General features: G+C 73.6%; 23 protein-coding genes and 1 pseudogene. 17 read left to right on the top strand and 7 right to left on the bottom strand.

From position 1 onward, the window contains the following. The first annotated feature begins 22 nt into the window (after positions 1-22). The 3 genes from NLX85_RS03650 (at position 23) to NLX85_RS03640 (ending at position 4,841) form a co-directional block, all read left to right on the top strand. On the top strand, positions 23-2,920 hold the full coding sequence (locus NLX85_RS03650; RefSeq protein ID WP_254331611.1) for a vitamin B12-dependent ribonucleotide reductase: 2,898 nt from the start codon (positions 23-25) through the stop codon (positions 2,918-2,920). A 112-nt stretch (positions 2,921-3,032) separates the two neighbouring features. Further along, positions 3,033-3,968: a DUF2332 domain-containing protein gene (locus tag NLX85_RS03645; protein WP_254331610.1), complete on the top strand. Its 936-nt coding sequence runs from the start codon at positions 3,033-3,035 to the stop codon at positions 3,966-3,968. A 153-nt stretch (positions 3,969-4,121) separates the two neighbouring features. Then, on the top strand, positions 4,122-4,841 hold the full coding sequence (locus NLX85_RS03640; RefSeq protein ID WP_254331608.1) for a nucleotidyltransferase domain-containing protein: 720 nt from the start codon (positions 4,122-4,124) through the stop codon (positions 4,839-4,841). A 62-nt stretch (positions 4,842-4,903) separates the two neighbouring features. Here the strand turns inward: NLX85_RS03640 and NLX85_RS03635 are convergent, their stop codons facing one another. From NLX85_RS03635 to NLX85_RS03625, 3 genes are all read right to left on the bottom strand, one after another. Further along, entirely contained in the window at positions 4,904-6,091 is a 1,188-nt protein-coding gene (locus tag NLX85_RS03635; RefSeq protein ID WP_254333613.1) for an RNA polymerase sigma factor, read from the bottom strand. Between the two features lie 65 nt (positions 6,092-6,156). Further along, positions 6,157-6,498 (bottom strand): YciI family protein, encoded by a 342-nt coding sequence (locus NLX85_RS03630; RefSeq protein WP_254331607.1) that lies wholly within the window; start codon positions 6,496-6,498, stop codon positions 6,157-6,159. A 95-nt stretch (positions 6,499-6,593) separates the two neighbouring features. Then, entirely contained in the window at positions 6,594-7,850 is a 1,257-nt protein-coding gene (locus NLX85_RS03625) for an MFS transporter (protein WP_254331606.1), read from the bottom strand. A 165-nt stretch (positions 7,851-8,015) separates the two neighbouring features. Here NLX85_RS03625 and NLX85_RS03620 point away from each other — a divergent pair, with 165 nt between their 5' ends. From NLX85_RS03620 to NLX85_RS03600, 5 genes are all read left to right on the top strand, one after another. Next, positions 8,016-9,458 (top strand): alpha/beta hydrolase, encoded by a 1,443-nt coding sequence (locus NLX85_RS03620; RefSeq protein ID WP_254331605.1) that lies wholly within the window; start codon positions 8,016-8,018, stop codon positions 9,456-9,458. Between the two features lie 11 nt (positions 9,459-9,469). Then, positions 9,470-10,111, top strand: coding sequence for a class I SAM-dependent methyltransferase (locus NLX85_RS03615; RefSeq protein WP_254331603.1), 642 nt, complete (start codon positions 9,470-9,472; stop codon positions 10,109-10,111). Beyond that, positions 10,108-11,085: an asparaginase domain-containing protein gene (locus tag NLX85_RS03610; RefSeq protein ID WP_308210648.1), complete on the top strand. Its 978-nt coding sequence runs from the start codon at positions 10,108-10,110 to the stop codon at positions 11,083-11,085. Before NLX85_RS03615 ends, NLX85_RS03610 begins: the two co-directional genes overlap by 4 nt. 36 nt (positions 11,086-11,121) lie before the next feature. Then, a complete protein-coding gene (locus NLX85_RS03605; RefSeq protein ID WP_254331602.1) occupies positions 11,122-11,364 on the top strand; it encodes a DUF5522 domain-containing protein in 243 nt (80 codons plus the stop codon). 86 nt (positions 11,365-11,450) lie between these two features. Continuing rightward, positions 11,451-11,999, top strand: a complete 549-nt coding sequence (locus NLX85_RS03600) for a hypothetical protein (protein WP_254331599.1) — start codon at positions 11,451-11,453, stop codon at positions 11,997-11,999. Between the two features lie 27 nt (positions 12,000-12,026). On the opposite strand, the gene NLX85_RS03595 is transcribed toward NLX85_RS03600, so the two are convergent. Continuing rightward, entirely contained in the window at positions 12,027-12,713 is a 687-nt protein-coding gene (locus NLX85_RS03595) for a metal-dependent transcriptional regulator (RefSeq protein ID WP_091311877.1), read from the bottom strand. Positions 12,714-12,811: 98 nt separating this feature from the next. Between NLX85_RS03595 and NLX85_RS03590 the strand changes: the two genes are divergently transcribed. Genes NLX85_RS03590 through NLX85_RS03580 form a run of 3 tightly spaced genes read left to right on the top strand, consistent with a single transcriptional unit; the run spans position 12,812 to position 17,480 of the window. After that, entirely contained in the window at positions 12,812-13,669 is an 858-nt protein-coding gene (locus tag NLX85_RS03590; RefSeq protein WP_254331597.1) for a sulfurtransferase, read from the top strand. Between the two features lie 48 nt (positions 13,670-13,717). Then, on the top strand, positions 13,718-14,899 hold the full coding sequence (locus NLX85_RS03585; protein ID WP_254331596.1) for an acetoin utilization protein AcuC: 1,182 nt from the start codon (positions 13,718-13,720) through the stop codon (positions 14,897-14,899). A 25-nt stretch (positions 14,900-14,924) separates the two neighbouring features. Beyond that, a complete protein-coding gene (locus NLX85_RS03580) occupies positions 14,925-17,480 on the top strand; it encodes a bifunctional GNAT family N-acetyltransferase/acetate--CoA ligase family protein (protein WP_254331595.1) in 2,556 nt (851 codons plus the stop codon). A 127-nt stretch (positions 17,481-17,607) separates the two neighbouring features. Here the strand turns inward: NLX85_RS03580 and sigB are convergent, their stop codons facing one another. After that, a complete protein-coding gene (gene sigB / locus NLX85_RS03575; RefSeq protein WP_254331593.1) occupies positions 17,608-18,594 on the bottom strand; it encodes an RNA polymerase sigma factor SigB in 987 nt (328 codons plus the stop codon). Between the two features lie 225 nt (positions 18,595-18,819). On the opposite strand from sigB, the gene NLX85_RS03570 reads away from it, so the two are divergent. Continuing rightward, the gene (locus NLX85_RS03570) at positions 18,820-19,608 is read left to right on the top strand and encodes a sporulation protein (protein ID WP_254331592.1); all 789 of its coding nucleotides are present in this window, start codon (positions 18,820-18,822) and stop codon (positions 19,606-19,608) included. A gap of 81 nt (positions 19,609-19,689) precedes the next feature. On the opposite strand, the gene dtd is transcribed toward NLX85_RS03570, so the two are convergent. Continuing rightward, positions 19,690-20,112, bottom strand: coding sequence for a D-aminoacyl-tRNA deacylase (gene dtd / locus NLX85_RS03565; RefSeq protein ID WP_254331591.1), 423 nt, complete (start codon positions 20,110-20,112; stop codon positions 19,690-19,692). Next, a complete protein-coding gene (locus tag NLX85_RS03560) occupies positions 20,112-21,596 on the bottom strand; it encodes a methyltransferase (RefSeq protein WP_254331589.1) in 1,485 nt (494 codons plus the stop codon). The genes dtd and NLX85_RS03560 overlap by 1 nt, the downstream gene beginning before the upstream one ends. A 184-nt stretch (positions 21,597-21,780) precedes the next feature. Here NLX85_RS03560 and NLX85_RS03555 point away from each other — a divergent pair. From NLX85_RS03555 to NLX85_RS03535, 5 genes and pseudogenes are all read left to right on the top strand, one after another. After that, positions 21,781-22,995: pseudogene (locus NLX85_RS03555) on the top strand (S8 family peptidase); the annotation flags it as partial. A 169-nt stretch (positions 22,996-23,164) separates the two neighbouring features. After that, entirely contained in the window at positions 23,165-23,743 is a 579-nt protein-coding gene (locus NLX85_RS03550; protein WP_254333609.1) for an IS607 family transposase, read from the top strand. Next, positions 23,740-25,119: an IS607 family element RNA-guided endonuclease TnpB gene (tnpB, locus tag NLX85_RS03545; protein ID WP_254331587.1), complete on the top strand. Its 1,380-nt coding sequence runs from the start codon at positions 23,740-23,742 to the stop codon at positions 25,117-25,119. Before NLX85_RS03550 ends, tnpB begins: the two co-directional genes overlap by 4 nt. A gap of 152 nt (positions 25,120-25,271) precedes the next feature. Beyond that, the gene (locus tag NLX85_RS03540; protein WP_254331586.1) at positions 25,272-25,739 is read left to right on the top strand and encodes a hypothetical protein; all 468 of its coding nucleotides are present in this window, start codon (positions 25,272-25,274) and stop codon (positions 25,737-25,739) included. 87 nt (positions 25,740-25,826) lie between these two features. Further along, entirely contained in the window at positions 25,827-26,411 is a 585-nt protein-coding gene (locus NLX85_RS03535) for an HhH-GPD-type base excision DNA repair protein (RefSeq protein WP_254331585.1), read from the top strand. Positions 26,412-26,462 lie beyond the last annotated feature (51 nt).

Raw genomic sequence — 26,462 nt, 5'->3', positions numbered from 1 at the left:
TCTGACAGTTTGACGACGCGCGGTGGGTGACCGCGCTGACGAGGGGGGCGAGGGCGTGACGACCAGCAAGTCACGGAACAAGGCCGGGACAGGGCTGAAGATCGAGCGCGTCTGGACGACCGAGGGGGTGCATCCCTACGACGAGGTCACCTGGGAGCGCCGCGACGTCGTGATGACGAACTGGCGGGACGGTTCGATCAACTTCGAGCAGCGTGGGGTGGAGTTCCCCGAGTCCTGGTCGGTCAACGCGGCCAACATCGTGACCACCAAGTACTTCCGGGGCGCGGTGGGGACCCCGGAGCGGGAGTGGTCGCTCAAGCAGCTGATCGACCGGGTGGTCGGCACCTACCGCACCGCCGGTGAGGAGTACGGCTACTTCGCCACCCCGGCCGACGCCGAGGTGTTCGCGCACGAGCTGACCTGGATGCTGCTGCACCAGGTGTTCAGCTTCAACTCGCCGGTCTGGTTCAACGTCGGCACGCCGTCGCCGCAGCAGGTCAGCGCCTGCTTCATCCTGGCCGTCGACGACTCGATGGACTCCATCCTCGACTGGTACAAGGAGGAGGGGCTGATCTTCAAGGGCGGCTCCGGCTCCGGCGTCAACCTGTCCCGGATCCGCTCCTCCCGGGAGCTGCTGTCCTCCGGCGGCAACGCCTCCGGCCCGGTCAGCTTCATGCGCGGCGCGGACGCCTCCGCCGGCACCATCAAGTCCGGCGGCGCCACCCGGCGGGCGGCCAAGATGGTCATCCTCGACGTGGACCACCCGGACATCCAGGAGTTCGTCGTCACCAAGGCGCGCGAGGAGGACAAGATCCGCGCGCTGCGGGACGCCGGCTTCGACATGGACCTGGGCGGCGCCGACATCGTCAGCGTGCAGTACCAGAACGCCAACAACTCGGTCCGGGTCTCCGACGAGTTCATGACCGCGGTGGAGAACGGCGGCGGCTTCGACCTGCGCGGCCGGCTCGACGGCCAGGTCATCGAGACGATCGACGCCAAGAAGCTGTTCCGCAGCATCTCGCAGGCGGCCTGGGAGTGCGCCGACCCCGGCCTGCAGTACGACGACACCATCAACGACTGGCACACCTGCCCGGAGACCGGGCGGATCACCGCGTCGAACCCGTGCTCGGAGTACCTGCACCTGGACAACTCCTCGTGCAACCTGGCCTCGCTGAACCTCATGAAGTTCATGCGCGCCGACGGCGGCTTCGAGGTGGAGAAGTTCGTCAAGTCGGTCGAGTTCGTCATCACCGCGATGGACATCTCGATCTGCTTCGCCGACTTCCCGACCGAGAAGATCGGTGAGACCAGCCGCGCCTACCGGCAGCTCGGCATCGGCTACGCCAACCTCGGCGCCCTGCTGATGGCCTCCGGCCTGCCGTACGACTCGGAGCAGGGCCGGGAGGTCGCCGCGGCGATCACCTCGCTCATGACCGGCACCGCCTACCGCCGCTCCGCCGAGCTGGCCGGCGTCGTCGGCCCGTACGACGGCTACGCCCGCAACGCGGAGCCGCACAAGCGGGTCATGCGCAAGCACGCCGCCGCCAACGACGCCATCAAGCCGACCGGCACCGTGGCCACCGCCGTCCAGCGCGAGGCCACCAGGCAGTGGACGCTCGGCAACAAGATCGGCGACAAGAACGGCTGGCGCAACTCGCAGGCCAGCGTCCTCGCGCCGACCGGCACCATCGGCTTCATGATGGACTGCGACACGACCGGCGTGGAGCCGGACCTGGCGCTGGTCAAGTTCAAGAAGCTGGTCGGCGGCGGCTCGATGCAGATCGTCAACCAGACGGTGCCGCGCGCCCTGCGCAGCCTCGGTTACCCGGAGGAGCAGGTCGAGGCGATCGTCGAGCACATCGCCGACCACGGCCACGTGGTGGACGCCCCGGGCCTGAAGCCGGAGCACTACCCGGTCTTCGACTGCGCCATGGGCGAGCGGTCGATCGCCCCGATGGGGCATGTGCGGATGATGGCGGCGATCCAGCCGTTCGTCTCCGGCGCCATCTCCAAGACGGTCAACATGCCGGAGCAGGCCACCGTCGAGGACGTCGAGAAGATCTACTTCGAGGGCTGGAAGCTCGGCCTCAAGGCGTTGGCGATCTACCGGGACAACTGCAAGGTCGGCCAGCCGCTCTCGGTGGCCAAGTCCAACAAGACCGCCGCCGAGACCCAGGCCCCGGCTGCCGGGGTCGAGAAGGTCGTGGAGAAGGTCGTGGAATACCGGCCGGTGCGCAAGCGCCTGCCGAAGAAGCGCCCGTCGGAGACCATCTCGTTCTCGGTCGGCGGCGCGGAGGGCTACCTCACCGCCTCGTCGTACCCCGACGACGGCCTCGGCGAGGTCTTCCTCAAGATGTCGAAGCAGGGCTCGACCCTGGCCGGCGTGATGGACGCCTTCTCGGTGGCCATCTCCATCGGTCTCCAGTACGGCGTCCCGCTGGAGACGTACGTCAGCAAGTTCACCAACATGCGCTTCGAGCCGGCCGGCATGACCGACGACCCGGACGTGCGCATGGCGGCCTCGGTGATGGACTACATCTTCCGTCGCCTGGCCCTGGACTTCCTGCCGTACGAGCGCCGCGCGGAGCTGGGCATCTTCACGGCCAAGGAGCGGGCCGCCCAGCTCGCGGCCGAGGCGGAGGCGGAGGCGAGCGGTGCGGACCTCACCGCGATGGCCTCCTCCGCCCCGGTCGAGGCGCCCGAGCCGAAGACCGGCCCGGTGGCCCAGCCGGCGCAGGAGCTGGCCGACGTGGCCGCCGTCAAGCCGGCGCCGTCGGTGGGCTCCAGCACCGAACTGCTGGAGGCCGTGATCGGCAAGGCCGCGGACGCGCCGCTCTGCTTCACCTGCGGCACGAAGATGCGGCCCGCCGGCAGCTGCTACGTCTGCGAGGGCTGCGGCTCCACCAGCGGCTGCAGCTGACGCACGACCGTTCGCGAGCGCGGCAGGGATCTCCCTGCCGCGCTCGCGGCTTCTTCCGGGCGGGACGAAGCTCACGTCGCGCGGGACCGCGTCCGGCTGGGAGGCTCGGGCCATGACCACCGCCGACCGCTACGCCACCTTCGCCGGCCGAGAAGCGCGCGGGGTGTCGCCCGCGTACGAGCGGCTGTCGGAGGCGGTCGCCCGCGACGACGAGCTGCTGGCCCGGATCGACACCCTGCCGCCGGCCAAGCGCCAGCCGAACCTGCTCTTCGCCGTGGTCCGGCTGCTCGGTGGCCCCGTCACCGATCCGGCCGCCTTCCGGGAGTACGCGCTGGCGAACTGGCCGGCCGTCGAGGCGGAGCTGCGGGTCCGGGCCACGCAGACCAACGAGCCGGGCCGGTGTGCCGTACTCCTGCCGGTGCTGGCGTCGCTGCCGCAGCCCCTCGCCCTGCTGGAGGTCGGCGCCTCGGCGGGCCTGAATCTCTACCCCGACCGGTACGCCTACCGCTACGGCGACCACCGGCTCGGCACGGGTGAGCCGGTCCTCGACTGCGCGATCAGCGGGACGGCGGTGCCAGAGCGCCGGCCCGAGGTGGTGTGGCGGGCCGGCCTGGACCTCAACCCGCTCGACGTGACCGACCCGGCCGACGTGACGTGGCTGGACGCGCTCATCTGGCCGGAGCACGGGCACCGCCGCGAGCGGTTGAAGGCAGCGTCGGCCGTCGCCGCCGCCGACCCGCCGCGGCTGGTCCGGGGCGACCTCGTGGACGACCTGCCGGCGCTGGCCGCGCGGGCGCCCCGGGACGCGACGCTGGTGGTGTTCCACACCTCGGTGCTGTACCAGGTGCCGCCACCCCGGCGGGAGGCGTTCGCCGAGGTGGTACGCGGGCTGCCCGGGCACTGGATCGCCAACGAGGACCCCGACGTGCTGCGCTACCCCGCGCTGCCCGAGCAGCCGCCCGGCGGCTTCCACAACGTGCTGGCGCTGGACGGGAAGCCGTTCGCCTGGACCCGGGGACACGGCCAGGCGATCACCTGGTTCGGGTAGACCCCGTGTCGCAGCACCAGCAGATCTTGGACACTTGCCGTTCGTGGTGAACGGTAGGTTGCCAGGATTCACCGGCCGAGGACCCGGCCGCCCGGTTCCGCGCTGCCGACCCGGTGGTCGGCCGGGCCTGCCGCGCCGGAGAGGGAGGTCATGGTGAGGCTCCGGGTCGTCGAGGAATTCGCCGTTGAACTCGCGGCGCTCGGCTGGGTCTCCGACCTGCTGGTCGCGGGGTCGCTCGCGACGGGCGACTACCGGCCCGGTGTCAGCGATCTCGACCTGGTCGCGCTGACCGGCGGCCCGGTCGACGCCCGGCGGGAGGCCGCGCTCGCCACGCTGCACCGTCGCCTCGACGCGGGCAGCGCCGCCGGGCTGCACCTGGGCTGCGTCTACGTGGACAGCGCCACCATCCCGGACGTCCACCGGAAGCATCCGACGTGGACGCACGGCCAGCTCGTCCAGCGCATCCTGTCCGGGATCACCCGGGCGGAGCTGGTCCGGCACGGCCACGCCGTCGTCGGCCGCCCACCCGGCGACACCTTTCCGCCGGTGAGCGACGACGACGTGCGGGCCGCCGCCCGCGCCGAACTCACCGGCTACTGGGCCTGGGCCGCCCGGCGACCGTGGCTGTGGCTGGATCCCACCCTCGCCGACCTCGGTCTCACCTCGATGGCCCGCGGCCGCCACGCGCTCCACCACGGCAACCTGCTGACCAAGACCGCAGCGGTCGAGGCGGCCGCCGCCCCGCCCTGGCTGATCAACCAGCTCCGCGCCCGCCGCGGGGGCCAGCCGGTCACCTCCCCCCGCCTCCGCACCGCCCTGATCGCCTGGCGCGACACCCGCCGCACGGTGCGCCAGGCCCGCCGCCCGACCTGAAACCGCGTTGATCATGAAGTTATTGCTCCGACACGCCGGAGCGGCGGGCGATAACTTCATGATCAACAGGGTGGGGCGACCTCGGTGAGGCGGGCGGTCAGGAAGGCGCGTTCGGCCTCGTTGTCGACCAGGGCCAGGGCCGTTCGGTAGGCGTCGGCCGCCTCCTCAGGCCGGTCGAGGCGGCGGAGGAGGTCCGCGCGGATCGCCGGCACGTAGTGGTAGCCGGCCAGCCGGGCGTCCTCGGTGAGAAGATCCACCTCCGCGAGGGCCGCCGCCGGGCCGTCGACCATGGACACCGCCACCGCCCGGTTCAGCGCCACCACCGGGGACGACCAGCGCTTGAGCAGCTCGTCGTAGAGGCGGACGACCTGGGGCCAGTCGGTGGCGGCGTAGCTGGGGGCGACCGCGTGCAGCGAGGCGATGGCGGCCTGAATGGCGTACCGGCCGACCCGGCCGGTGCGGAACGCGCCGAGGACCAGGTTGTTGCCCTCGGCGATGGCGGCCCGGTCCCAGCGGGACCGGTCCTGCTCCTCCAGCACCAGCAGCCGCCCGTCGGCGCCGGTGCGGGTGGCCCGGCGGGCGTCGGTCAGCAGCAGCAGGGCGAGCAGCCCGCGTACCTCCGGCTCGTCGGGCATCAGGGCGAGCAGCATCCGGGTCAGGTGCACCGCCCGGTCGACCAGGTCGGCGCGGACCAGGCCGGCCCCGGTAGGTGCCGTGTGCCCGGTGGTGAAGAGCAGGTGGATCACGGTGAGCACGGCGTCGAGCCGTTCGGGCAGCTCGGCGGCGTCCGGCACCCGGTACGGGATCCGCGCCGCGGCGATCTTCTTCTTGGCCCGGGTGACCCGGGCCGCCATGGTCGTCTCGGTGACGAGGAAGGCCCGGGCGATGTCGCCGGTGGCCACCCCGCAGACCAGGCGCAGGGTCAGCGCCACCTGGGCCTCGCGGGCCAGCGCCGGGTGGCAGCAGGTGAACACCAGCCGCAGCCGGTCGTCGGGGACCGCGTCCCCGTCGGGCTCCTCCGTCATCTCGGCCTCCGCCGGCTCGACGAGCAGGGGCATCTTCGACCGGAAGACCTTCTCCCGGCGCAGCACGTCGAGCGCCTTGCGCTTCGCCGTGGCGGTCAGCCAGGCGCCCGGCTTGTCGGGTACGCCGTCCCGCGCCCAGGCGGCCAGCGCGGCCAGGTACGCGTCCTGCACGCACTCCTCCGCCACGTCGAGGTCGCCGGCGACGCGCGCCGTCGCGGCGAGCACGAAGGCCCACTCGCGACGGTGCGCGTCCGCCACGGCGCGTTCGGCGGCGACCGTGGCCGCGTCGCTCACTCGGCCGGCGGCTGGAAGAGCGGCCGGACCTCGACGCCGCCGTCGATGGTGGCCGGGTTCAGCTTGGCGATCTTCAGGGCCACGTCCAGGTCGGGCGCCTCCAGGATGAAGAACCCGGCGACGACCTCCTTGGCCTCGATGAACGGGCCGTCGGTGACCACGTCGCCGCGGATCGCCGTGGCCGTGGTGCTCGGCTGGAGCGCGAACCCGGTGAGGATCTGGCCGCCCAGCTCGGCGACCTGGGACCCGTACCGCTCCAGCAGGGCCACGTAGTCGGGGGTCAGGTCCATCGGGTCGGCCGGCGCGGGCGAGTAGACGAGAACTGCGTACTGGGCCATCGGTCTCTCCTCGGGTTGTCGTTTCCCTCTTCCGTCTCACCGACGGACGGGCGCGGCCGGATTCGACAGCGGCCCGGGAAAAATCTTGCCTCTTCTCAGGAGGTCGCGAAGTCCCGCATCCGGCGCAGCGGGGAGCAGACCACGAACAGTGCCGCGCTCCACATGCCGAGCACGCAGACCAGTAGCGCCGGTCTCAGCCCGAGCCGGGTGCCGAGGGCGCCGCCCAGCAGGGCGCCGAGCGGGATCACGCCGTAGCAGATCCAGAGGAACGCGGCGTTGACCCGGCCGAGCAGCCGGGCCGGGGTGACCCGCTGCCGGTAGGACATGGCCGCCACGTTGAACAGCACCGCGTTGGCCGCGAACGCCGCCGTGCCGACCGCATAGAGCAGGGTGCCCCAGCCGGGCCGGGCCAGCGGCATCAGCAGGTAGAGCGGGCCGGGCGCGGCCATCGACACCCAGATGGTGCGCGCGCCGCCGAGCAGCGCGGCCACCCGGCCGGCCAGCACGCCGGCCAGCAACCCGCCGACCGAACCCAGGCTGAACAGGAGCCCGATGGTGGCCGGGGCGGCGTGCAGCACGCGCAGCAGGTACGGCACCTCGATGGCCTGGGCGGCCATGACGAAGAAGTTCGAGGTGGCGGTGCAGGCGAGCACCAGGGCGAGGATGCGCTGCCGGCGGATGAAACCGAGCCCCTCGGTGAGCGCCGCCCGGACCGGCACCCGGCCCTCGGCGTGCGGCACCGGGCGGTGCCGGACCAGCAGCAACGTGACCGCGCTGGCCAGGAAGCTGGCGGCGTCGGCCACGAAGGTCCGGGCCGCGCCGAGCAGCCCGACGAGCACGCCGCCGGCGCTCGGCCCGGCCAGCTGGGCCAGGTTCTCGCTCACCTCCAGCCGCGCGTTCGCGGAGGTCAGGCCGTCCGCCGGGACGAGCGCGGGCAGCAGGCTCCGGTACGCCACGGTGAACGCCACGGTCAGCACGCCGGAGAGCCCGACCACCGCGTACAGGAAGGCCAGCGTGAGGTGGCCGACCAGGGCGACCACCGGCACCGACAGCAGCAGCGCCGCCCGACCCAGGTCGCACCCGATCATGAGCCGCCGCTGGTCGACCCGGTCGGCCAGCATCCCGGCCGGGAGCGAGAAGAAGAGGTACGGCAACCAGGCCAGGAAGGTGAGCAGCGAGACCTGGAAGACGGTGGCGTCGAGCACGCCCGCGGCGAGCAGCGGCACCGCCACCCCGGAGATCCGGGTGCCCACCTCGCTGACCGTCTGGCCGCTCCAGAGCAGCAGGAAGTCCCGGCTCCGCCACAGCGAGGTGCGGGTTCCGGTCGTGGGGGGCGTCAGTTGCTGGGTCACCGCTGAGGGCCTGTCCGTCGGGGTCACGGGTCGCGACCGGGCACGGTATCCCGCCGGTCCGGCGTCCGGCGCGGTATTTCTCCCCGAGCACCACCCGTGGTCGCGGGACCACGCAGCGCGCTCGTGCTGGCTAGGGTGGACGGTCCGGGACGAGGGGAGATCACCATGCGGATGCGGATCCTTCTCGCGGCGGCCCTGCCGGCGGTCTGGGGAGTGGTGGCGGGCTGGTGGACCCCGCGTGGGCCGGGCACGGTCGGCACCGCCCTCGCCTCGATCGTGGTCAGCCTCGCCGTCGGGCTGCTGGCCGGCTGGTCGAGCCGTTCCCGCTGGGCGATGGTGGCCGCGCCGGCGCTCTTCGCGCTCGCCGTCGAACTGGTCCGGCTCGGCCTGCGCGGGCCGACCGTCGACCGGCCGCACCTCACCGGCCTCGGCGTGGCGGCCCTGCTGGCCGGGCGGGGCGTGCACGGGCTGTTCACCCTGCTGCCGCTTCTCGTGGGCGCGGCCTACGGCGCCGGGCTGGCCCGCCGGCTCGACGGCACGGCGCCCCGCCGGCCACTGCCACGGTGGTCGGGGCGTGCCGGCGTCGGCCTGCTCGCGGCCCTCCTCGCCCTGGTCACCGTCGGCGCGGCGGTGCCGGGCCGCACCGACCCGATCCCCGGTGGGATCGCCCGCTTCGACACCGTGGCGTCCGCCGGGCGCGACCTGGGACTGCTGATCCGCGGTACGGACCGGAACGCCCCGGTCCTGCTTGTGGTGCCCGGCCCGCCCGGCGGCTCGGAGGTCGGCTCCGTCCGCCGGCACCTGGCCGCCCTGGAACGGCAGTTCGTGGTGGCCGTCTGGGACCGGTCGGGTGGCCCGCGCTCCTGGTCGGGGTTCCGCTCCGCGGCGGACTGGAGCCTGGAGGACGAGGTCGACGACCTGCTGGCGGTGACCCGGCACCTGCGGCAGCGGCTCGGCCGCGACCGGATCCACCTGCTCGCCCACTCCGGCGGCACCGTTCCCGGCCTGCTCGCCGTGCGGCGCCATCCCGAGCTGTTCGCCGGCTACGTGGGGGTGGGGCAGGTGGTGAGCCTGCGCGAGGCGGACCGCAGCCAGTACGCCGACACCCTCGCCTGGGCCCGCCGGACCGGCCGCGACGACCTCGCCGCGCGGATGGCGGCCCAGGGTCCGCCGCCCTACCGGGACATCTGGGCCTACGAGCCGTTGCTGACCAACGAGGCCGGCGCGTTCGCGTTCGACCGCACCGGGGCGGGCGAGGACGAGACCGGGGCGATCGGCAACCTGGGCGTGCCGGAATACAGCCCCCTGGAGAAGGTGCACCTGTTCGGCTTCCTCGACGGCTGGGACGTGCTCTATCCCCGGATGCAGGATCTGGACTTCCGCCGGGACGTCCGGGAGCTGCGGGTGCCGGTGTGGTTCGTGGACGGCGCGCACGAGGTGCCCGGCCGGCTGCGTCTCTTCGACGAGTGGTACGCCCAGCTCCAGGCCCCGCGCAAGGACCACCTGGTCATCCCGGGGGCGGGCCACCGGTCGCTGTTCGAGCGGCCGGAGGCGTTCGTGGCCTACCTGGGCCGGGTGCGGGCGGACGCGGGGCCGGCCGGCGACTAGGGTCGACCGTCATGATCGAACCGAACTGGCTCACCGAGACGCGCGCCGCCTACGACACGGTGGCCGTGGACTACGCACGGCTGATCCCCGAGGTGCTGGAGGGCCCGCTCGACCGGGGGATGCTGGCCGCGTTCGCCGAGCTGGTGGGGCCCGGCCGGCCGGTGCTGGAGGCGGGCTGCGGGACCGGCCGGATCACCGCCCACCTGCGCGGTCTCGGGCTCGACATCTCCGGGGTCGACCTCTCCCCGGGCATGCTCGACGTGGCCCGCCGGAATTATCCGGAGCTGTCCTTCGACGTCGGCTCGATGACCGCGCTGGACGTCCCCGACGCGGCGCTGGCCGGCCTCGTGGCCTGGTACTCGATCATCCACCTGCCGCCGGAACTGCTGCCCGAGGTGTTCGCCGAGTTCCACCGGGTGCTCGCCCCGGGCGGTCACCTGCTGGTCGCCGTCAAGGCCGGCGACCAGCGGATCCGGCTGGAGCAGGCGTACGGCCACACCGTCTCGTACGACGTGTACTGGCTGCCGCCGGAACGGCTGGCCGAGCAGCTCACGGCGGCCGGTCTGGCCGTGCACGCCACGCTGGTCCGCGAAGCGGAGGAACTCGACCGGGGACCGCAGGCGTTCCTGCTCGCCCGGAAGGCCGACCGGTGACCGTCGCGCTCTTCACCCTGGGCGGCACGATCGCCATGGCGGGCACCGGTTCCGGGGGAGTGGTCAGCCGGCTCACCGGCGCCGACCTCACGGCCGCCGTACCGGGGCTCGCCGGCATCCCGCTCGACGTGCGGGACGTCGAGGCGGTGCCCAGCGCCGCCCTGGCGTACCGGCAGATCCTGGACCTGGTGGACGCGGCCGGCGCGGCGGTCGCCGACGGGGCGGCCGGCGTGGTGGTCACCCAGGGCACCGACACCCTGGAGGAGACGGCGTTCCTGGCCGACCTGGTCTGGCCGCACCCGGAGCCGCTGGTGTTCACGGGCGCCATGCGCAACCCCACCCTGGCCGGCCCTGACGGCCCGGCCAACCTGCTCGCGGCCGCCCGGGTCGCCGCCGCGCCGGCCGCGCGGGACCTCGGCGTGCTGGTGGCGTTCAACGACGAGGTCCACGCCGCCCGCTTCGTCCGCAAGACCCACAGCACCAGCACGGCGACCTTCGCCTCGCCCAACGCCGGCCCGCTCGGGCACGTCATCGAGGGCGCGGCACGCCTGCTCACCCGCCCGCCCCGGCACGCGCCACTGCCGCCGGTGGACCGGGACCGGCTCGCCGCCACCCGGGTGGCGCTGCACACGGTCACCCTCGACGACGACCTGGCGCTGCTCGACGCGCTCGCCCCCGGCCTGGACGGGCTCGTGGTGGCCGGCTTCGGGGTGGGGCACGTGCCGCCCCAATTCGCCCCGGCGCTGGGCGGGCTGGCCGTGCGGATGCCCGTGGTGCTCGCCTCGCGGACGGGGGCGGGTTCGGTGTTGCGGGACACCTACGGTGCGGTCGGCTCGGAGACCGACCTGCGGCGGCGCGGGCTGGTCTGCGGTGGGCTGCTCGACCCGTACAAGGCCAAGGTGCTGCTCCGGATGCTGCTGGCCGGCGGTGCGGACCGGGCGGCGGTCGAAGCGGCGTTCGCCCGGCACGGCTGAACCGGCGCCCTTCAGCGGGCTCCGTAGACTCGCCCGGTGACCGGAGAGCGACGACCCCTCGCGGGCCGGCCGTTGACCGAGCCGCACCCGTCGCGGCTGCCGCCCGACCACCCCGAACGGGAGCGGATCCTGGCCGCGCACGCCGCCGCCCTGGCCGCCGGCGAGGCCGGCTACCTGGACCCGGCGACCGGACTGTTCGTGCTCAGCGCCGGTTTCCTGGCCCGCCGCGGCACGTGCTGCGGGCGAGGATGCCGGCACTGTCCGTATGTGGACGATTGAGGTCTTCCGTCCCCGGCGGGCAGCCCGTACGGTGTCCGACGGACATCCGGCGGGCGGTTCCCGCCGGCGACTGCGGAGGTCTCCACGTGCGCGCCCGTACCTGGCTGGCCGCTTCGGCCGTACTGCTGACCGCCGGTTGCGCCAGGGAGGTCCCGCCGGTGGCGGCGCCGGCGGCGGAACCGAGGGCGGTCGAGGTCTCCGCGGCCTCGTCGGGCGGGGCGTGCCGGCTGCTCGACTTCGCGGTGATCGCCAAGCACACCGGCGGCAGGTTCGACGTGGCCGCCGCCATGGACAAGGGCGACACCCACACCTGCGTGGTCCGCGCCGAGCAGGCCGTGCTGCCGGAGTTGACCCTCACGGTGACCGACACGTCGATCGACACGTCGACCTTCACCCTGGACGTGCTGCCCCGGGGCGCGAAGAAGGTCACCAAGCTCGGGAAGATCGGCTACCGGCACACGCTGCCGAAGACCGCGAAGGTCGGCCCGACGGCCGAGGTGGGCTGGCTGGCCAGCGAGGGGCGGCTGGCCACGCTGCGCTGGACCAGCCCGCGCGGCACGGCCACGGCCGAGGCCGACAAGGTGGCCGGGAAGCTGGTCACCCTCGCCAAGGTGATCGACACCCGGCAGCTCTGACCGCCGGGCGGGGCGGGACCGGGCGGGTCAGCGGGCCGCGACGAAGACCCGGGAGGCCACCTCGCGGGGCAGCCGCACCCGGTCACCGGAGCGGTCGATGGAGACGCCGTCACGCTCCTGGGCCACGGTGACCGTGGCGCCCGGGTCGACGCCCGCCGCGTGCAACTGCCGGAGCACGTCCGCGTCGGTCTGCACGCTCTCGCAGATCCGCCGCACCACGACCGGCCCGGACAGGCCCGGGAACGCCAGGTTGCGCTCACCCTCGGCGGTCTCGGCCTCCCGCAGGCCCGGGTCGCCCAGCTCCTCCAGGCCCGGGATCGGGTTGCCGTAGGGCGAGCGGGTCGGGCGGTTGAGCAGGTCGTAGACCCGCTTCTCGACCGCGTCGCTCATCACGTGCTCCCACCGGCAGGCCTCCTCGTGGGCCTCCTCGTAGGGCATCCCGATCACGTTCACCAGCAGCAGCTCGGCCAGCCGGTGCTTGCGCATGACCGAAACCGCCGTGCCGCGGCCCAGCTCGGTGAGCGTCAGGTGCCGGTCGCCCTCGACGGTGAGCAGGCCGTCGCGCTCCATCCGGGCGACGGTCTGACTGACGGTGGGACCGCTCTGCTTCAGCCGCTCGGCGATCCGGGCACGCAGCGGCGGCACCCCCTCCTCTTCCAGCTCGAGGATGGTGCGCAGGTACATCTCGGTCGTGTCGACCAGGTCATGCTTCACGTCAGCGGCCCTCCGGCGTCCGATGCTACCCCGGACCCCCGACGATCATCGGCCGCCGAACCGGGAGGTCGCTGCCCGGATGGTGTTGACTGGACCGCATGTCCGGAACCGAAGACCTGCTGGTCGAGCCCGACCGGCTCGCCGCCGAGCTCGACCGCGCCGACCCGCCCACCCTGCTCGACGTCCGCTGGCGGCTCGCCGGGCCGCCCGGCCGGGAGGACTACCTGGCCGGTCACCTGCCCGGCGCGGTCTTCGTCGACCTGGACACCGAACTCTGCGGCCGGCCGGGCGCCGCCGGCCGGCACCCGCTGCCCGACCCCGCCGCGCTCCAGGCCGCGCTGCGGGCCGCCGGCGTCCGCGCCGGGCACCCCGTGGTGGTGTACGACGGCGGCGACGGCATGTCGGCCGCCCGCGCCTGGTGGACCCTGCGCTGGGCCGGCAACCGGGCGGTCCGGGTGCTGCACGGCGGCTTCCCGGCCTGGGCCGCGGCCGGCCTGCCGCTGTCCACCGAGGCGCCGGCGCCCCCGCCCGGGGACGTCACGGTCACCCCCGACGAGCTGCCGGTGCTGGACGCGGGGGAGGCCGCCCGGCTGGCCGCCGCCGACGCCGGGGTGCTGCTCGACGTGCGTGCCGCGCCCCGCTACCGGGGCGAGACCGAGCCCATCGACCCGGTCGCCGGGCACATCCCGGGCGCGGTGAACCTGCCCGCCCCCGGCTACGTCGCCGAAGGTCGCTTCCCCGCCGCCGAGGCGCTGCGCGAGCGGTTCGCCGCCGCCGGGGTGGCCGAGGGCGCGCCGGTCGGCGCGTACTGCGGCTCGGGGGTGACCGCCGCCCAGGCGGTCCTGGCGCTGCACCTGGCCGGCCGCCCGGACGCCGCCCTGTACATCGGCTCGTGGAGCAACTGGGTGGCCGACCCGGACCGTCCGGTGGCCACCGGGGAGACATCCGGCCGCTGAGCCGCGCGTGCGGTGGGCGGGTCCCGACCCCCGTGCGACGATGGCCCCATGGCCGACGACACGGTGGTGGTGTGGGACGACGCCCTGCTCGGGTACGACATGGGCGACCATCCCCTCGACCCGGTGCGGGTCGAGTTGACCATGGCGCTCGCCCGCGAGCTGGGGGTGCTGGACCGGCCCGGGGTCCGGCTGGTGAAGCCGGCGCCGGCCGACGACGCGCTGCTGACCCGGGTGCACGATCCGCGCTACCTGGACGCCGTGCGGGCCGCGCCCCGGGACCCGCTGTTCGCCGGCTTCGGCCTGGGCACCTCCGACAACCCGGTCTTCGAGGGCATGCACGAGTCGAGCGCGCTGATCGCCGGGGCGAGCGTGGCCGCGGCCGAGGCGGTCTGGCGGGGCGAGGCGCTGCGGGCGGTCAACGTGGCCGGTGGGCTGCACCACGCCATGCCGGCCCGGGCCGCCGGCTTCTGCGTCTACAACGACCCGGCGGTGGCCATCGCCCGCCTGCTCGACCTCGGCGCGGAGCGGATCGCGTACGTGGACGTGGACGTGCACCACGGCGACGGCGTGCAGGAGATCTTCTACCGGGACCCGCGGGTGCTCACGGTCAGCCTGCACGAGACGCCGCTGGCGCTGTTTCCCGGCACCGGGTTCCCCGACGAGACCGGCGGGCCGGGAGCGGAGGGCTCGGCCGTCAACGTGCCGCTGCCGCCCGGGGTCGGCGACGCGGGCTGGCAGCGGGCGTTCCACGCCATCGTGCCGTCGGTGCTGCGGGCGTTCCGGCCACAGGTGCTGGTCACCCAGTGCGGGGCGGACGGGCACCGGCTCGACCCCCTGGCCGACCTGCACCTGTCCGTCGACGGGCAGCGGGCCACCTACCGGGCGCTGCGCGCGCTCGCCGACGAGTTGTGCGACGGCCGCTGGGTCGCCACCGGCGGGGGCGGGTACGCGCTTGTCGAGGTGGTGCCGCGGGCCTGGACGCACCTGCTCGCGGTGGCCACCGGGGAACCGCTGGACCCGGCCACGCTCACCCCGCCGGGCTGGCGGGACCTGGCCGCGCGGCGGCGACCCGGGCACGAGGTGCCGCTGCGGATGACCGACGACGTCGACCCTTCGTACCAGCCGTGGCAGCCGAGCGGCGAGCCGACCGCGGTGGACCGGGCGATCGCGGCGACCCGCAAGGCGGTCTTCCCGCTGCTCGGGCTCGACCCGCACGACCCGCGCGACTGAGCCGCCGGGTGGGGAGGACCGACCGGTGACCACCGTGGAGCAACCGGTGGACGTGCTGCTGAGCGACGGCACGACCGTCCAGCTGCGGCAGATCCGCCCGGACGACGCCGCCGCGATCGTGGCGATGCACTCGCGCTTCTCCGAGCGCACCCGCTACCTGCGCTACTTCTCGCCGTACCCGCGGATCCCGGAGCGGGACCTGCAACGGTTCGTCAACGTCGACCACCGCGACCGGGAGGCGTTCGTGGTGCTGGCCGGCGACCGGATCGTCGCCGTCGGCCGGTACGAGCGGCTCGGCCCCGCCTCGCCCGAGGCCGAGGTGGCCTTCGTGGTGGAGGACGCGTACCAGGGCCGGGGCATCGGCTCGGTGCTGCTGGAGCACCTGGCCGACGCGGCCCGGCGCTACGGCATCGTGCACTTCGTCGCCGAGGTGCTGCCGGCCAACGGCACGATGCTGCGGGTCTTCTCCGACTTCGGCTACCAGGTCCAGCGCCAGTACGCCGACGGCGTGGTGCACCTGAACTTCCCGATCGCCCCCACCGAGGCGACCCTGGAGGTGCAGCGCGGCCGGGAGCACCGCACCGAGGCCCGCTCGATCGCCCGGCTGCTCGCCCCGCGCGGCATCGCCGTCTACGGCGCCAGCACCACCGGCCAGGGGGTCGGCGCGGCCCTGCTCGGGCACCTGCGCGACGGCGGGTTCACCGGCGCGGTCGTCCCGGTGCACCCGACCGCGGCCACCGTGGCGGGGCTGCCCGCGTACCCGTCGGCGGCCGACGCCGGCGCGGACATCGACCTGGCCGTGGTGGCCGTCGCCCCCGAGGCGGTGACCGACGTGGTCGCCGACGCCGCGAAGGCCGGCGCGCACGGGCTGGTAGTGATCTCCGCCGGGTTCGCCGAGTCCGGCCCGGCCGGGGCGGCCGCCCAGCGCGCCCTGGTCCGCGCCGCCCACCTGGCCGGCATGCGGGTGGTCGGCCCGAACTGCCTGGGCGTGGCCAACACCGACCCGGCGGTACGCCTCAACGCCACCCTCGCCCCGGTGCTGCCCGCCCCCGGCCGGGTCGGCGTCTTCAGCCAGTCCGGCGCGTTCGGGGTGGCCCTGCTCGCCGAGGCGTCCCGGCGCGGCCTCGGCCTGTCCAGCTTCGTCTCCGCCGGAAACCGGGCCGACGTCTCCGGCAACGACCTGCTCCAGTACTGGCAGGACGATCCCGGCACCGACGTCATCACGCTCTACCTGGAGACGTTCGGCAACCCGCGCAAGTTCGCCCGGCTGGCCCGGCGGATCGGCCGGAGCAAGCCCGTGGTGGCGCTGGCCTCGCTGGCCCGCCCGCCGGGGGTCGGCGACGCCCCGGCCCTGGACGCCGCCGCGGTCAGCGCGCTCTTCGCCCAGTCCGGGGTGATCCGGGTGGACACCGTCGCGGAACTGCTCGACGTCGGCGTGCTCCTGGCCCACCAGCCGCTGCCGGCCGGCCGCCGGGTCGCCGTGGTCGGCAACTCCTCGGCGCTGACCGGGCTGGCCGCCACGGCCTGCGCCGCCCAGGGCCTCACCGTGGCCGACGGCTGGCCGCACGACGTCGGCCCCCGGGCCACCGCGGCCGAGTACGCCGCCGCGCTCGCCGCGTCCGCCGCCGACGAGCGGGTGGACGCCGTGGTGGCGGTCTTCGCGCCGCCGCTGCCGGGCCAGCTCACCGACCCCGAGGGCGACTTCACGGCCGCGCTGCCCGACGCGCGGACCACCGGGAAGCCGGTGGTGGCCACCTTCCTCGCCGGCCGGGTGCCCGCCGGGGTGCCCGCGTACCCGAGCGTGGAGGAGGCGGTCCGGGCCCTGGCCCGGGTCACCACGTACGCCGACTGGCTGCGCCGCCCGCCCGGCGTGCTGCCCGAGCTGGACCGGGTCGACCGGTCGGCCGGGCAGGCCGCGCTGCGGCCCGACGGGGCCGAGACGGCGGCGCTGCTGCGCGCGTACGGGATCGACGTGGTGGAGTCGGCGCCCGCGCGCTCGGCCGAGGAGGCGGTGGCGGCGGCCGGGCGGCTCGGCTGGCCGGTCGCGCTCAAGGCGGCCGCCCCCGGGCTGCGGCACCGCCTCGACCTGGGCGCGGTCCGGCTCGACCTGGCCGACGCCGCCGCGCTGCGCCGCGCGTACGCCGAGATGGCCCCGGTCTTCGGCGCGGACGTGCTGGTCCAGCCGATGGTCCCGCCGGGGGTGGCCTGCGTGGTGGAGCTGGTGGAGGACCCGGCGTTCGGGCCGGTGGTCGGCTTCGGCCTGGGTGGCGTGGCCACCGAGCTGCTCGGCGACCGGGCCTGGCGGGCCGTGCCGCTGACCGACCGGGACGCCGCCGAGCTGGTCGACGAGCCCCGGGCCGCGCCGCTGCTGCGCGGGCACCGGGGCGCCGCTCCGGTGGACCGGGCCGCCCTGGTCGACCTGCTGCTGCGGGTCGGGCGGCTCGCCGACGAGCAGCCCCGGGTGCGGTCGCTCACCCTCAACCCGGTGCTGGCCCGGCCGGACGGCATCTCGGTGCTGCACGCCACCGTCCGCACCGGCGCCGAGACCTCCCGCCCCGACACCGGCCCGCGCCGGCTGTGAGGCTCAGGCCCGGCGGGGGATCCGCCGGGCGGCCCCGGCTCTGTCGTCCGGGTCGGTGACGTGGTCGCCGCTCCGAAGCGCGACAGGCCCCGGCGAACCGCCGGGGCCTGTCGGGGTCGGTGCGAGGTCAGCAGGCGTACGCCTCCAGCCGGTTGGCCCGCTCCGGGGCGCGCAGCTTCAGGAGCGTCACCTTCTCGATCTGCCGGATCCGCTCCCGGGACAGCCCGAACTCGCGGCCCACCTCGTCGAGGGTGCGCTGCCGGCCGTCGTCCAGGCCGAACCGCAGCCGGATCACCGCCTGCTCCCGCTGGGAGAGGGTGGCCAGCACGATGCGGACCTCGTTACGCAGCTCGCCGTCGCCGGCGGCGTCGCCCGGCTCCGCGTTGGGGTCCACCGCGGCGACGAAGTCGCCCAGCGCGCTCTCGCCGTCCTCGCCGACCGTCTGGTCCAGGCTCACCGGCTCCCGGTCGTACGAGATCAGCTCGATCACCTGGTACTCCGGGATCTCCAGCGCGGTGGCCACCTCGGCGACGGTGGGCTCCCGGCCCAGCGTGACCGACAGCTCGCGGCGGACCCGGACCATCCGGTTGACCTGCTCGACCATGTGCACCGGGATGCGGATGGTGCGGGCCTGGTCGGCCATGGCGCGGGTGATGGCCTGGCGGATCCACCATGTGGCGTAGGTGGAGAACTTGTAGCCCTTGGTGTAGTCGAACTTCTCGACGGCGCGGATCAGGCCGAGGTTGCCCTCCTGGATGAGGTCGAGGAAGGCCATGCCGCGGCCGGTGTAGCGCTTCGCGATGCTCACCACCAGCCGGAGGTTCGCCTCCAGCAGGTGGTCCTTGGCGGCGCGGCCCTCGGCCGCGATCAGCTCCAGGTCGGCGCGCAGCTCGGCGGAGACCGGGGTGCAGGTGGACAGCTTCTCCTCGGCGAAGAGGCCGGCCTCGATCCGCCTGCTCAGCTCCACCTCCTGCGCCGCGGTGAGCAGCTTGGTGCGGCCGATGCCGTTCAGGTACGCCCGCACCAGGTCCGTGGAGACGCCGCGCTCGTCGGTGGCGTCCAGGTCGGTCAGGGTGACGTCCATGTCCTGGTGCTCGATCATCTGCTGGGCCATCTCGTTTTCTCCCCGTGTCCGTCGTGCCGTACCGGTTCCGTGTCGTCCGCCGACGCGGTGGTGCCGGTGATGAACAGCTTGGCGGGCGGGGCGTGAAACGGGAGTGAGGCGATCGGGGACCCGACAGCAATCCGGGCGGAACCTCGGCTGTGCCTTGCCGGGCCCGGTTACCGTGCCAGCGGCCGGCCAGCGAGGCTCGGCACGCACAGGCGAACGGAGGACGTGGTGGTCTTCAAGCGGCTCATGCAGGCGATGGGTGTGGGTGGACCGTCGGTGGAGACGGTGCTGGCCAACCCGAACTGCCGTCCCGGCGGCCAGTTGGAGGGCCGGATCCAGGTGGTCGGCGGGGACCACCCGGTGGACGTGAGCTACGTCGCACTCGGTCTGGTCACCCGGGTCGAGGTGGAGAGCGGCGACTCGGAGTACGACACCACCCAGGAGTTCGGTCGGGCCCAGGTGACCGGCGCGTTCCGGCTGGACCCGGGGCAGCGGTACGACGTGCCGTTCCGCTTCCAGGTACCCTGGGAGACCCCGCTCACCGACCTGTACGGCCAGCACCTGCACGGCATGACCATGGGGCTGCGGACCGAGCTGGAGGTGGCCCGGTCGGTCGACAAGGGCGACCTGGACGCGGTGGCGGTGCACCCGCTGCCGGCGCAGGAGCGGCTGCTGGAGGCGTTGCTGCGGCTGGGTTTCCGGTTCGCCCGGGCCGACGTGGAGCGTGGCCACATCTACGGCCTGCGGCAGAGCCTGCCGTTCTACCAGGAGATCGAGTTCCACCCGGCGCCCCAGTACGCCCGCGCCATGAACCAGCTCGAACTCACCTTCGTCACCGACCCGCACCAGATGCACGTGGTGCTGGAGCTGGACAAGCGCGGCGGCCTGTTCACCGAGGGCCGCGACGCCTTCGGCCGCTTCACGGTCGACCACGCCACGGCGGACCGCACCGACTGGACCGCCCAGCTCGACGGCTGGCTCCGCCAGTCCCTGTCCCGCCGCGGCCTCTTCTCCTGACCGGTCCGCTCTCGTCGATCAAGAGGTTCGCGTCTCGGCAGGGCCGGTTCCTGACGCGAACCTCTTGATCGACGGGGTGGGTCAGAGGTCCAGGAGGAGGGTGCGGGGGCCCACGTTGACGCTTTCGACAAGCATGTGGGTGCGGAAGCGGCCGGTTTCGACCTTGGCCCCGCGGGCGCGCAGTGCCTCCACCACCGCGTCCACCAGGGGTTCCGCCAGTTCTGCCGGGGCGGCGGCGGTCCAGCTCGGTCTTCTGCCCTTGCGGGCGTCGCCGTAGAGGGTGAACTGGCTGACCACGAGGACGGGGGCGCCGGTGTCGGCGGCGCTGCGCTCGTCGTCCAGGATGCGCAGCTCGTGGATCTTGCGGGCCATGGTGGCGGCCACCTGCGGGGTGTCCGTGTGGGTCACCCCGAGCAGCACCAGCAGGCCGTCGGCGATCTCGCCGACCACCTCCCCGTCGACCGTCACGGCGGCCCGGCCGACGGTCTGCACCACGGCCCGCATCAGTCCGCCACCGGCTCGACGATGCCCCGCTCGACCAGGTGCGCCACGATCGGCCCGGCCGCCTCGGCCAGCTCGTCCGGAGCGACGTCGTGCGCGGCGGCGAGCAGGGCGAGCTGGTCGCGCAGGGGCAGCCGGCCGTCCGCGCCGCCGACCAGGGCGAGCACCAGCGGGTCGATCTCCTCGGACCAGCGCAGCCCGCGGGGCATGGCGAGGACCTGCCGGTCCACCGCCCAGCCCTCCTCGCCCATGGTGGCCTCCTGGCGCAGCTGGAGCCCGTCGGCGGCCCGGTAGCGGGCGGCCAGCAGCCCGTCGGTGTCCCGGGCCCGCAGCCAGTCCTGCCGGTCGAACCATTCGCCGACCCGGTCGCCCAGTGGCGGTTCGACCCGCTGGCGCAGGTCCTCCACCCGGACGATCGGCTCGTCGTGGCCGGCGCGGCGCAGCGAGACGATGCCGAACCCGATGGCCTCCACCTTGTGCGCGTCGAACCAGTCCAGCCAGGCCGCCATCCGCTGCGGGTCGGCCGTCTCGCCGACGTCGGTGAGCCACAGGTTGACGTACGCCATCGGGTCGGCCACCTCGCGCTGGATCACCCAGGCGTCCAGGCCGGTGCCGGCGAACCAGCCGGTCACCCGCTCGGCCCAGTCCTCGCCGGTGACGTGCACCCAGTTGGCCAGGTACTGCATGGTCCCGCCCTCGGTGAGCAGGTGCGGGGCGGCGGCGGCCAGTTCGGCGCCGATCGCGTCGCCGACGCGGCCGGAGTCCCGGTAGACGTGCGTGGTGGTGCCGGGCCCGACCACGAACGGCGGGTTGCTGACCACGAGGTCGAACCGGCGGCCGGCCACCGGGGCGACCAGGTCGCCGCGGAGCAGTTCCCAGTCCTGCCCGTTGAGGGCGGCGGTGGTGGCGGCGAAGCGCAGCGCCCGCTCGGAGACGTCGGTGGCGGTCACCCGACGGGCGTGGGTGGACAGGTGCAGGGCCTGGACGCCCGAGCCGGTGCCCAGGTCCAGCGCGGTCTCCACCGGCCGGCGCACGGTCGCGCCGATCAGAGTCTGGGTGGCCCCGCCGATGCCCAGCACGTGCTCGGCGTGCAGCGGGCGGCCGGGGCGGGCGCTGGCCGGCACGTCGGCGAGCACGAACCAGTCGTCCCCGTACGGCTCCAGGTCGACGCCGGCGCGCAGCCCCTCGCCGTGCCGCTCGACGAGGCCCCCGGCGAGCGCCTCCTCGACGGTCAGCGGGGCGAGCGCGGCGGCCACCACGGGCTCCGGCTCGGTCTGGTCGCAGATGAACACCCGGATCAGGGTGCCGAGCGGGTCCCGGTCCTCGGTGGCGCGCAGCGCGGCCCGGTAGTCGTTGCGGGCGACCGCGCCGGTGGCGCGCGGGCCGAGCCGGTCGGCGATGCCGTTGGCGGTGAAGCGCGCCCGGGTCAGCGCGGCGCGCAGCGCGTCGACCCCGGCGGGGGAGAGCAGCATGTCGTGACGGTCCACGTCGTCATCCTGCCTCCCCGGGGCGCCCGCCCGGCCGGCACCCGGCGGATCCATACCGTCAGCTCACTGTATCGGCTGTTATCTCTTTCATGTTCATCGATGAATGACTAGCATCTGCGCCAACATCCGTCGATGGGCGTCCCGGTGGCCACGAGCCCGGGAGCGCCCGGTAGGGAGCCAGACGATGTCCGACGTGTCCGTTCCCCGGCGGCGTGCGCTGCGCGCGCTCGCCGTCACGGCCGCCGCCGCGGCCCTCGCCGCCGCCGCCTCCACCCCCGCCCTCGCCGCGCCGACCGGCGACGTCCGCTACGCCTCCGCCCCCGACGCCGTCAGCGGCAGCTACCTGGTGGTGCTGAAGAGCGACACCGTCGGCGCCGCGAACAGCCTCGCCGCCCGGACCGCCGTGCCGGACCGGGCCGCCGGCCTGGCCAAGCGCTACGGCGGCAGCGTCGGCACGGTGTGGACCTCCGCCCTCACCGGCTACAGCGCGAAGCTGAGCCCCGCCCAGGCCCGCCGGCTGGCCGCCGACCCGGCCGTCGCGTACGTCGAGCAGGACCGGGTGGTCACCACCCAGGCCACCCAGACCAACCCGCCGTCCTGGGGCCTCGACCGGATCGACCAGCGCAACCTGCCGCTGAACTCCAGCTACACCTACCCGAACACGGCCTCGAACGTCCGGGCGTACATCATCGACACCGGCATCCGGACCACCCACACCGACTTCGGCGGCCGGGCCACCTGGGGCACCAACACCGTCGACACCAACAACACCGACTGCAACGGCCACGGCACCCACGTGGCCGGCACCGTCGGCGGCACCTCCTACGGCGTGGCCAAGGGCGTCCGGCTGATCGCGGTGAAGGTGCTCAACTGCTCCGGCAGCGGCAGCACCACCGGCGTGGTGAGCGGCATCAACTGGGTCACCTCGAACGCGGTGAAGCCCGCGGTGGCCAACATGAGCCTCGGCGGCGGCGTCAGCAGCTCGATCGACAACGCGGTGACCAACTCGGTCAACTCCGGCGTCACGTACGCGGTCGCGGCCGGCAACTCCAGCGCCAACGCCTGCAACTACTCGCCGGCCCGGGCCGCCGCCGCGATCACCGTCGGCTCCACCACCAGCAGCGACGCCCGCTCGTCCTTCTCCAACTACGGCTCCTGCGTGGACATCTTCGCCCCCGGGTCGAGCATCGTCTCCGCGTACCGGACCAGCGACACCGCCAGCAGCACGCTGAGCGGCACCTCGATGGCCTCGCCGCACGTGGCGGGCGCGGCGGCGCTGGTGCTCGGCGCGAACCCGTCGTACAGCCCGGCGCAGGTGGCCAGCTACCTGACCACCAACGCCACCACCGGCAAGGTGACCAACCCCGGCTCCGGCTCGCCGAACCGGCTGCTCTTCGTCGTCAACTGACGATCGGGCGGCCCCACGGCCCGGTGGACCCGCCCCTGTCCACCGGGCCGTGTCGCGCCCGTCTCCGGGGAGTCGGCGTGCCGGGCGCGGCAGGATGGGGGCCAATAACTGCTGGCTCGTTGGTGGTCAGGAGTGCCCAACAGTCAGCTATGGTGATGGTGTGAATTTGAAGGAATGGGCAGCGGCCACTGGCATCTCGTACGCGACCGCGCGGCGGCGGTACGAGTCTGGAACGCTGCCCGTTCCCGCCTACCGGCTCGGCCGGCTGATCATGGTCGGTGAACCAGTGACCGGCGCGGCCCCGGACGCCGGGCAGGTCGTGGTGTACGCCCGGGTGTCCTCGGCCGATCAGAAGCCGGATCTGGACCGGCAGGTCGCCCGGGTGACGGTGTGGGCCACCGGTCAGCGACTTGCCGTCGATCGGGTGGTGACCGAGGTCGGCTCAGCGCTCAACGGGCACGGCAAGAAGTTGCTCTCCCTGTTGCGTGACCCGGCCGTTTCGACGATCGTGGTCGAGCACCGGGACCGGTTCGCCCGGTTCGGAGCCGAGTACGTCGAGGCTGCGCTGTGCGCGCAGGGCCGCCGGCTGTTGGTCGTAGACCCGGCGGAGGTCGACGACGACCTGGTGCGTGATGTGACTGAGATCCTGACGTCGCTGTGCGCCCGCCTATACGGCCGAGACGCCGCTGCGAGCCGTGTCCGCCGGGCGGTCGAGGCGGCCACGGAGGACTCGACGTGAGCACGATCCAGGCGTACCGATTCGCCCTTGACCTCAACCCGGGCCAGGAACGCGCCGTGAAGGCGCACGTCGGGGCTGCGCGAGTCGCGCACAATTGGGCGCTCGCCCGGGTCAAGGCGGTCATGGACCAGCGCGCGGCGGAGCGTTCCTATGGCGTGCCCGATGAGCTGCTGACGCCGTCGCTGCCGTGGTCGCTGGCCGGGCTGCGCAAGGCGTGGAACGCCGCGAAGGCCGAGGCGGCGCCGTGGTGGGGCGAGGTGTCCAAAGAGGCGTTCAACACGGGCCTGGACGCTCTCGCCCGCGGCTTGAAGAACTGGGCTGACTCCCGTAAGGGCGGGCGGGCCGGCAGGCCGGTCGGTTTCCCCCGCTTTAAGTCGCGCCGCCGTGCCACACCTTCGGTGCGGTTCACCACCGGCGCGATCCGCGTCGAGCCCGACCGCAGGCACGTGGTGCTGCCGAGGCTGGGCCGGTTGAAGCTGCACGAATCCGCCCGTAAGCTCGCCCGCCGTGTCGACAACGACACCGCGCGGATCATGTCCGCCACCGTGCGCCGCGACGGCGGACGGTGGCATGTCTCGTTCACCGTTGAGGTGCAGCGGGCCGAACGGCAACCGGCCCGGCCCGGCTCGGTGGTGGGTGTGGATGTCGGGATCAAGCACCTTGCGGTGTTGTCCACCGGCGAGCTGGTCGACAACCCGCGCCACCTCGTCGCCGGGCAGGCCCGACTGCGGGCGCTCGGTCGGGCCTGCGCGCGAAAGTCCGGGCCCGACCGGCGCACCGGCTGCCGGCCCTCGAACCGCTGGCAGCGTGCCTCGAACCGACTTGGGCGTGCCCACGCTCGAGTCGCGAACCTGCGCCGCGACGGGCTGCACAAGCTCACCACCAGGCTGGCACACGAACACGGCAGCATCGTTGTCGAAGACCTGAACGTCGCGGGCATGCTACGCAACCGGCGGCTGGCCCGGCACATCGCTGATGCCGGCTTCGCCGAGATCCGCCGTCAGTTGGCATACAAGACCGGGTGGAACGGCGGCCGGTTGCTCGTGGCCGACCGCTGGTATCCGTCCTCGAAAATCTGCTCGGGTTGCGGCGCGGTGAAAGCCAAGCTCGCCCTGCACGAGCGTGAGTACGAATGTGAGGCGTGCGGGCTGGTCGTCGACCGTGACCGCAACGCCGCACGCAACCTGGCCGCCCTGGCGGCTGAGTTCAACACCGCCGGGAGTGGCTCGGTGGCAGCACGTGGAGCCGACCAGAAGACCCGCGCACGCGGGCAGGTGGCTGTGAAGCGTGAACCCGGCACGGCATCCGCCGGCAAGACCGGGACCGCCCCACCGCAAGGCGGGGCGACCGATCGTGTGCTCAGTAAAGCGCACTGAAAGGTAACGGCATGACGCTCTCGCTGCCCATCGACCCGCAGGCCAACGAGCTGCTGGCGCGCAGCCCGCTGGCGCTGCTCCTCGGCATGGTGCTGGACCAGCAGGTGCGTTGACCATGGAGACGTCCAGAGCACAAGGGGCAGACTGAGCCGGTGAGCGATGACTACATCCGCCTGGTGCCCACGGATCCGAACTGGCAGCCGGATCCTGAAGCCGCAGCCGCCGTCGTCGCCTACGTGGCGAGCCTGTTCTCCGGGCCCGGTGACGCTGTCGACGAGGTGAAACAGACCTTCTACGACCGAGTGACCTTGATAGACGCCGGCATGTACACGGAGCGGATCACCTGCCCGCGCTGTGTTGGAGTCATTAGCCTGGACTGGCTCGGTGACCTGGTCCGCGAGAACGGCATGGGTTTCGACCACCTGGACGTGGCAGTGCCCTGCTGCGGTGCCGTCGTGGGGTTGCACACCTTGCATTACGAGGAGCCGATCGGCTTCGCTCGCTTCGAGGTGAGCGCCTTGAACGCGACCAGGGCGGGATACGAACTCGACCCCAACGAACTGGCCCGCGTGGCCGACCTTCTGGGTCACCCGGTCGCGCAGATCCTCGCACACTACTAGCCATCGATCGTCTCCCTTCGCGCACTGACGAGACATCACGCGCCGTCGGGGCAAGGATGTGCCCGCAGCCGCCCGATCGACGGCAGGATGGTCCCCATGACGCTGTCACTGCCCATCGATCCCGAGGCCAACGAATTTCTCTGTCGGAATGCGCTGGCGCTGCTCCTCGGCATGGTGCTGGACCAGCAGGTGCCGATGGAGAAGGCGTTCTCCTCTCCCTACGTGCTCGCCCAGCGGCTCGGCCACGAGCCGGACGCCCGGGAGCTGGCCGAACACCCCCCGGAGGCGCTGGTCGAGATCTTCGCCCAGCCGCCGGCCCTGCACCGGTTCCCCAAGGCCATGGCGGCCCGGGTGCAGGAGGTGTGCCGGGCCCTGGTCGAGCGCTACGACGGCGACCCAACCCGGCTCTGGTCCGAGGCGGCCGACGGCCGGGAGCTGCTGCGCCGGGTCGGTGAGCTGCCCGGCTTCGGCAAGCAGAAGGCGCAGATCTTCGTCGCCCTGCTCGGCAAGCGGTTCGGGATCACCCCGGACGGGTGGCGCGAGGCGGCCGGTGGCTACGGCGACGTGGACGCGTACCGCTCGGTGGCCGACGTGACCGATCCCGAGTCGCTGCGCCGGGTGCGCGAGTACAAGCAGCGGATGAAGGCGGAGGCGAAGGCCGCGAAGGGCTGACGCAACCGGCGTCCACCCTGGCTCGTTGTCATGATCGTCAAGGCGGTGACG

It is taken from the genome of Micromonospora sp. A3M-1-15 (genome assembly GCF_024213425.1).
GTDB lineage: Bacteria > Actinomycetota > Actinomycetes > Mycobacteriales > Micromonosporaceae > Micromonospora > Micromonospora chersina.
This window is presented reverse-complemented; position numbering and strand designations above follow the sequence as displayed.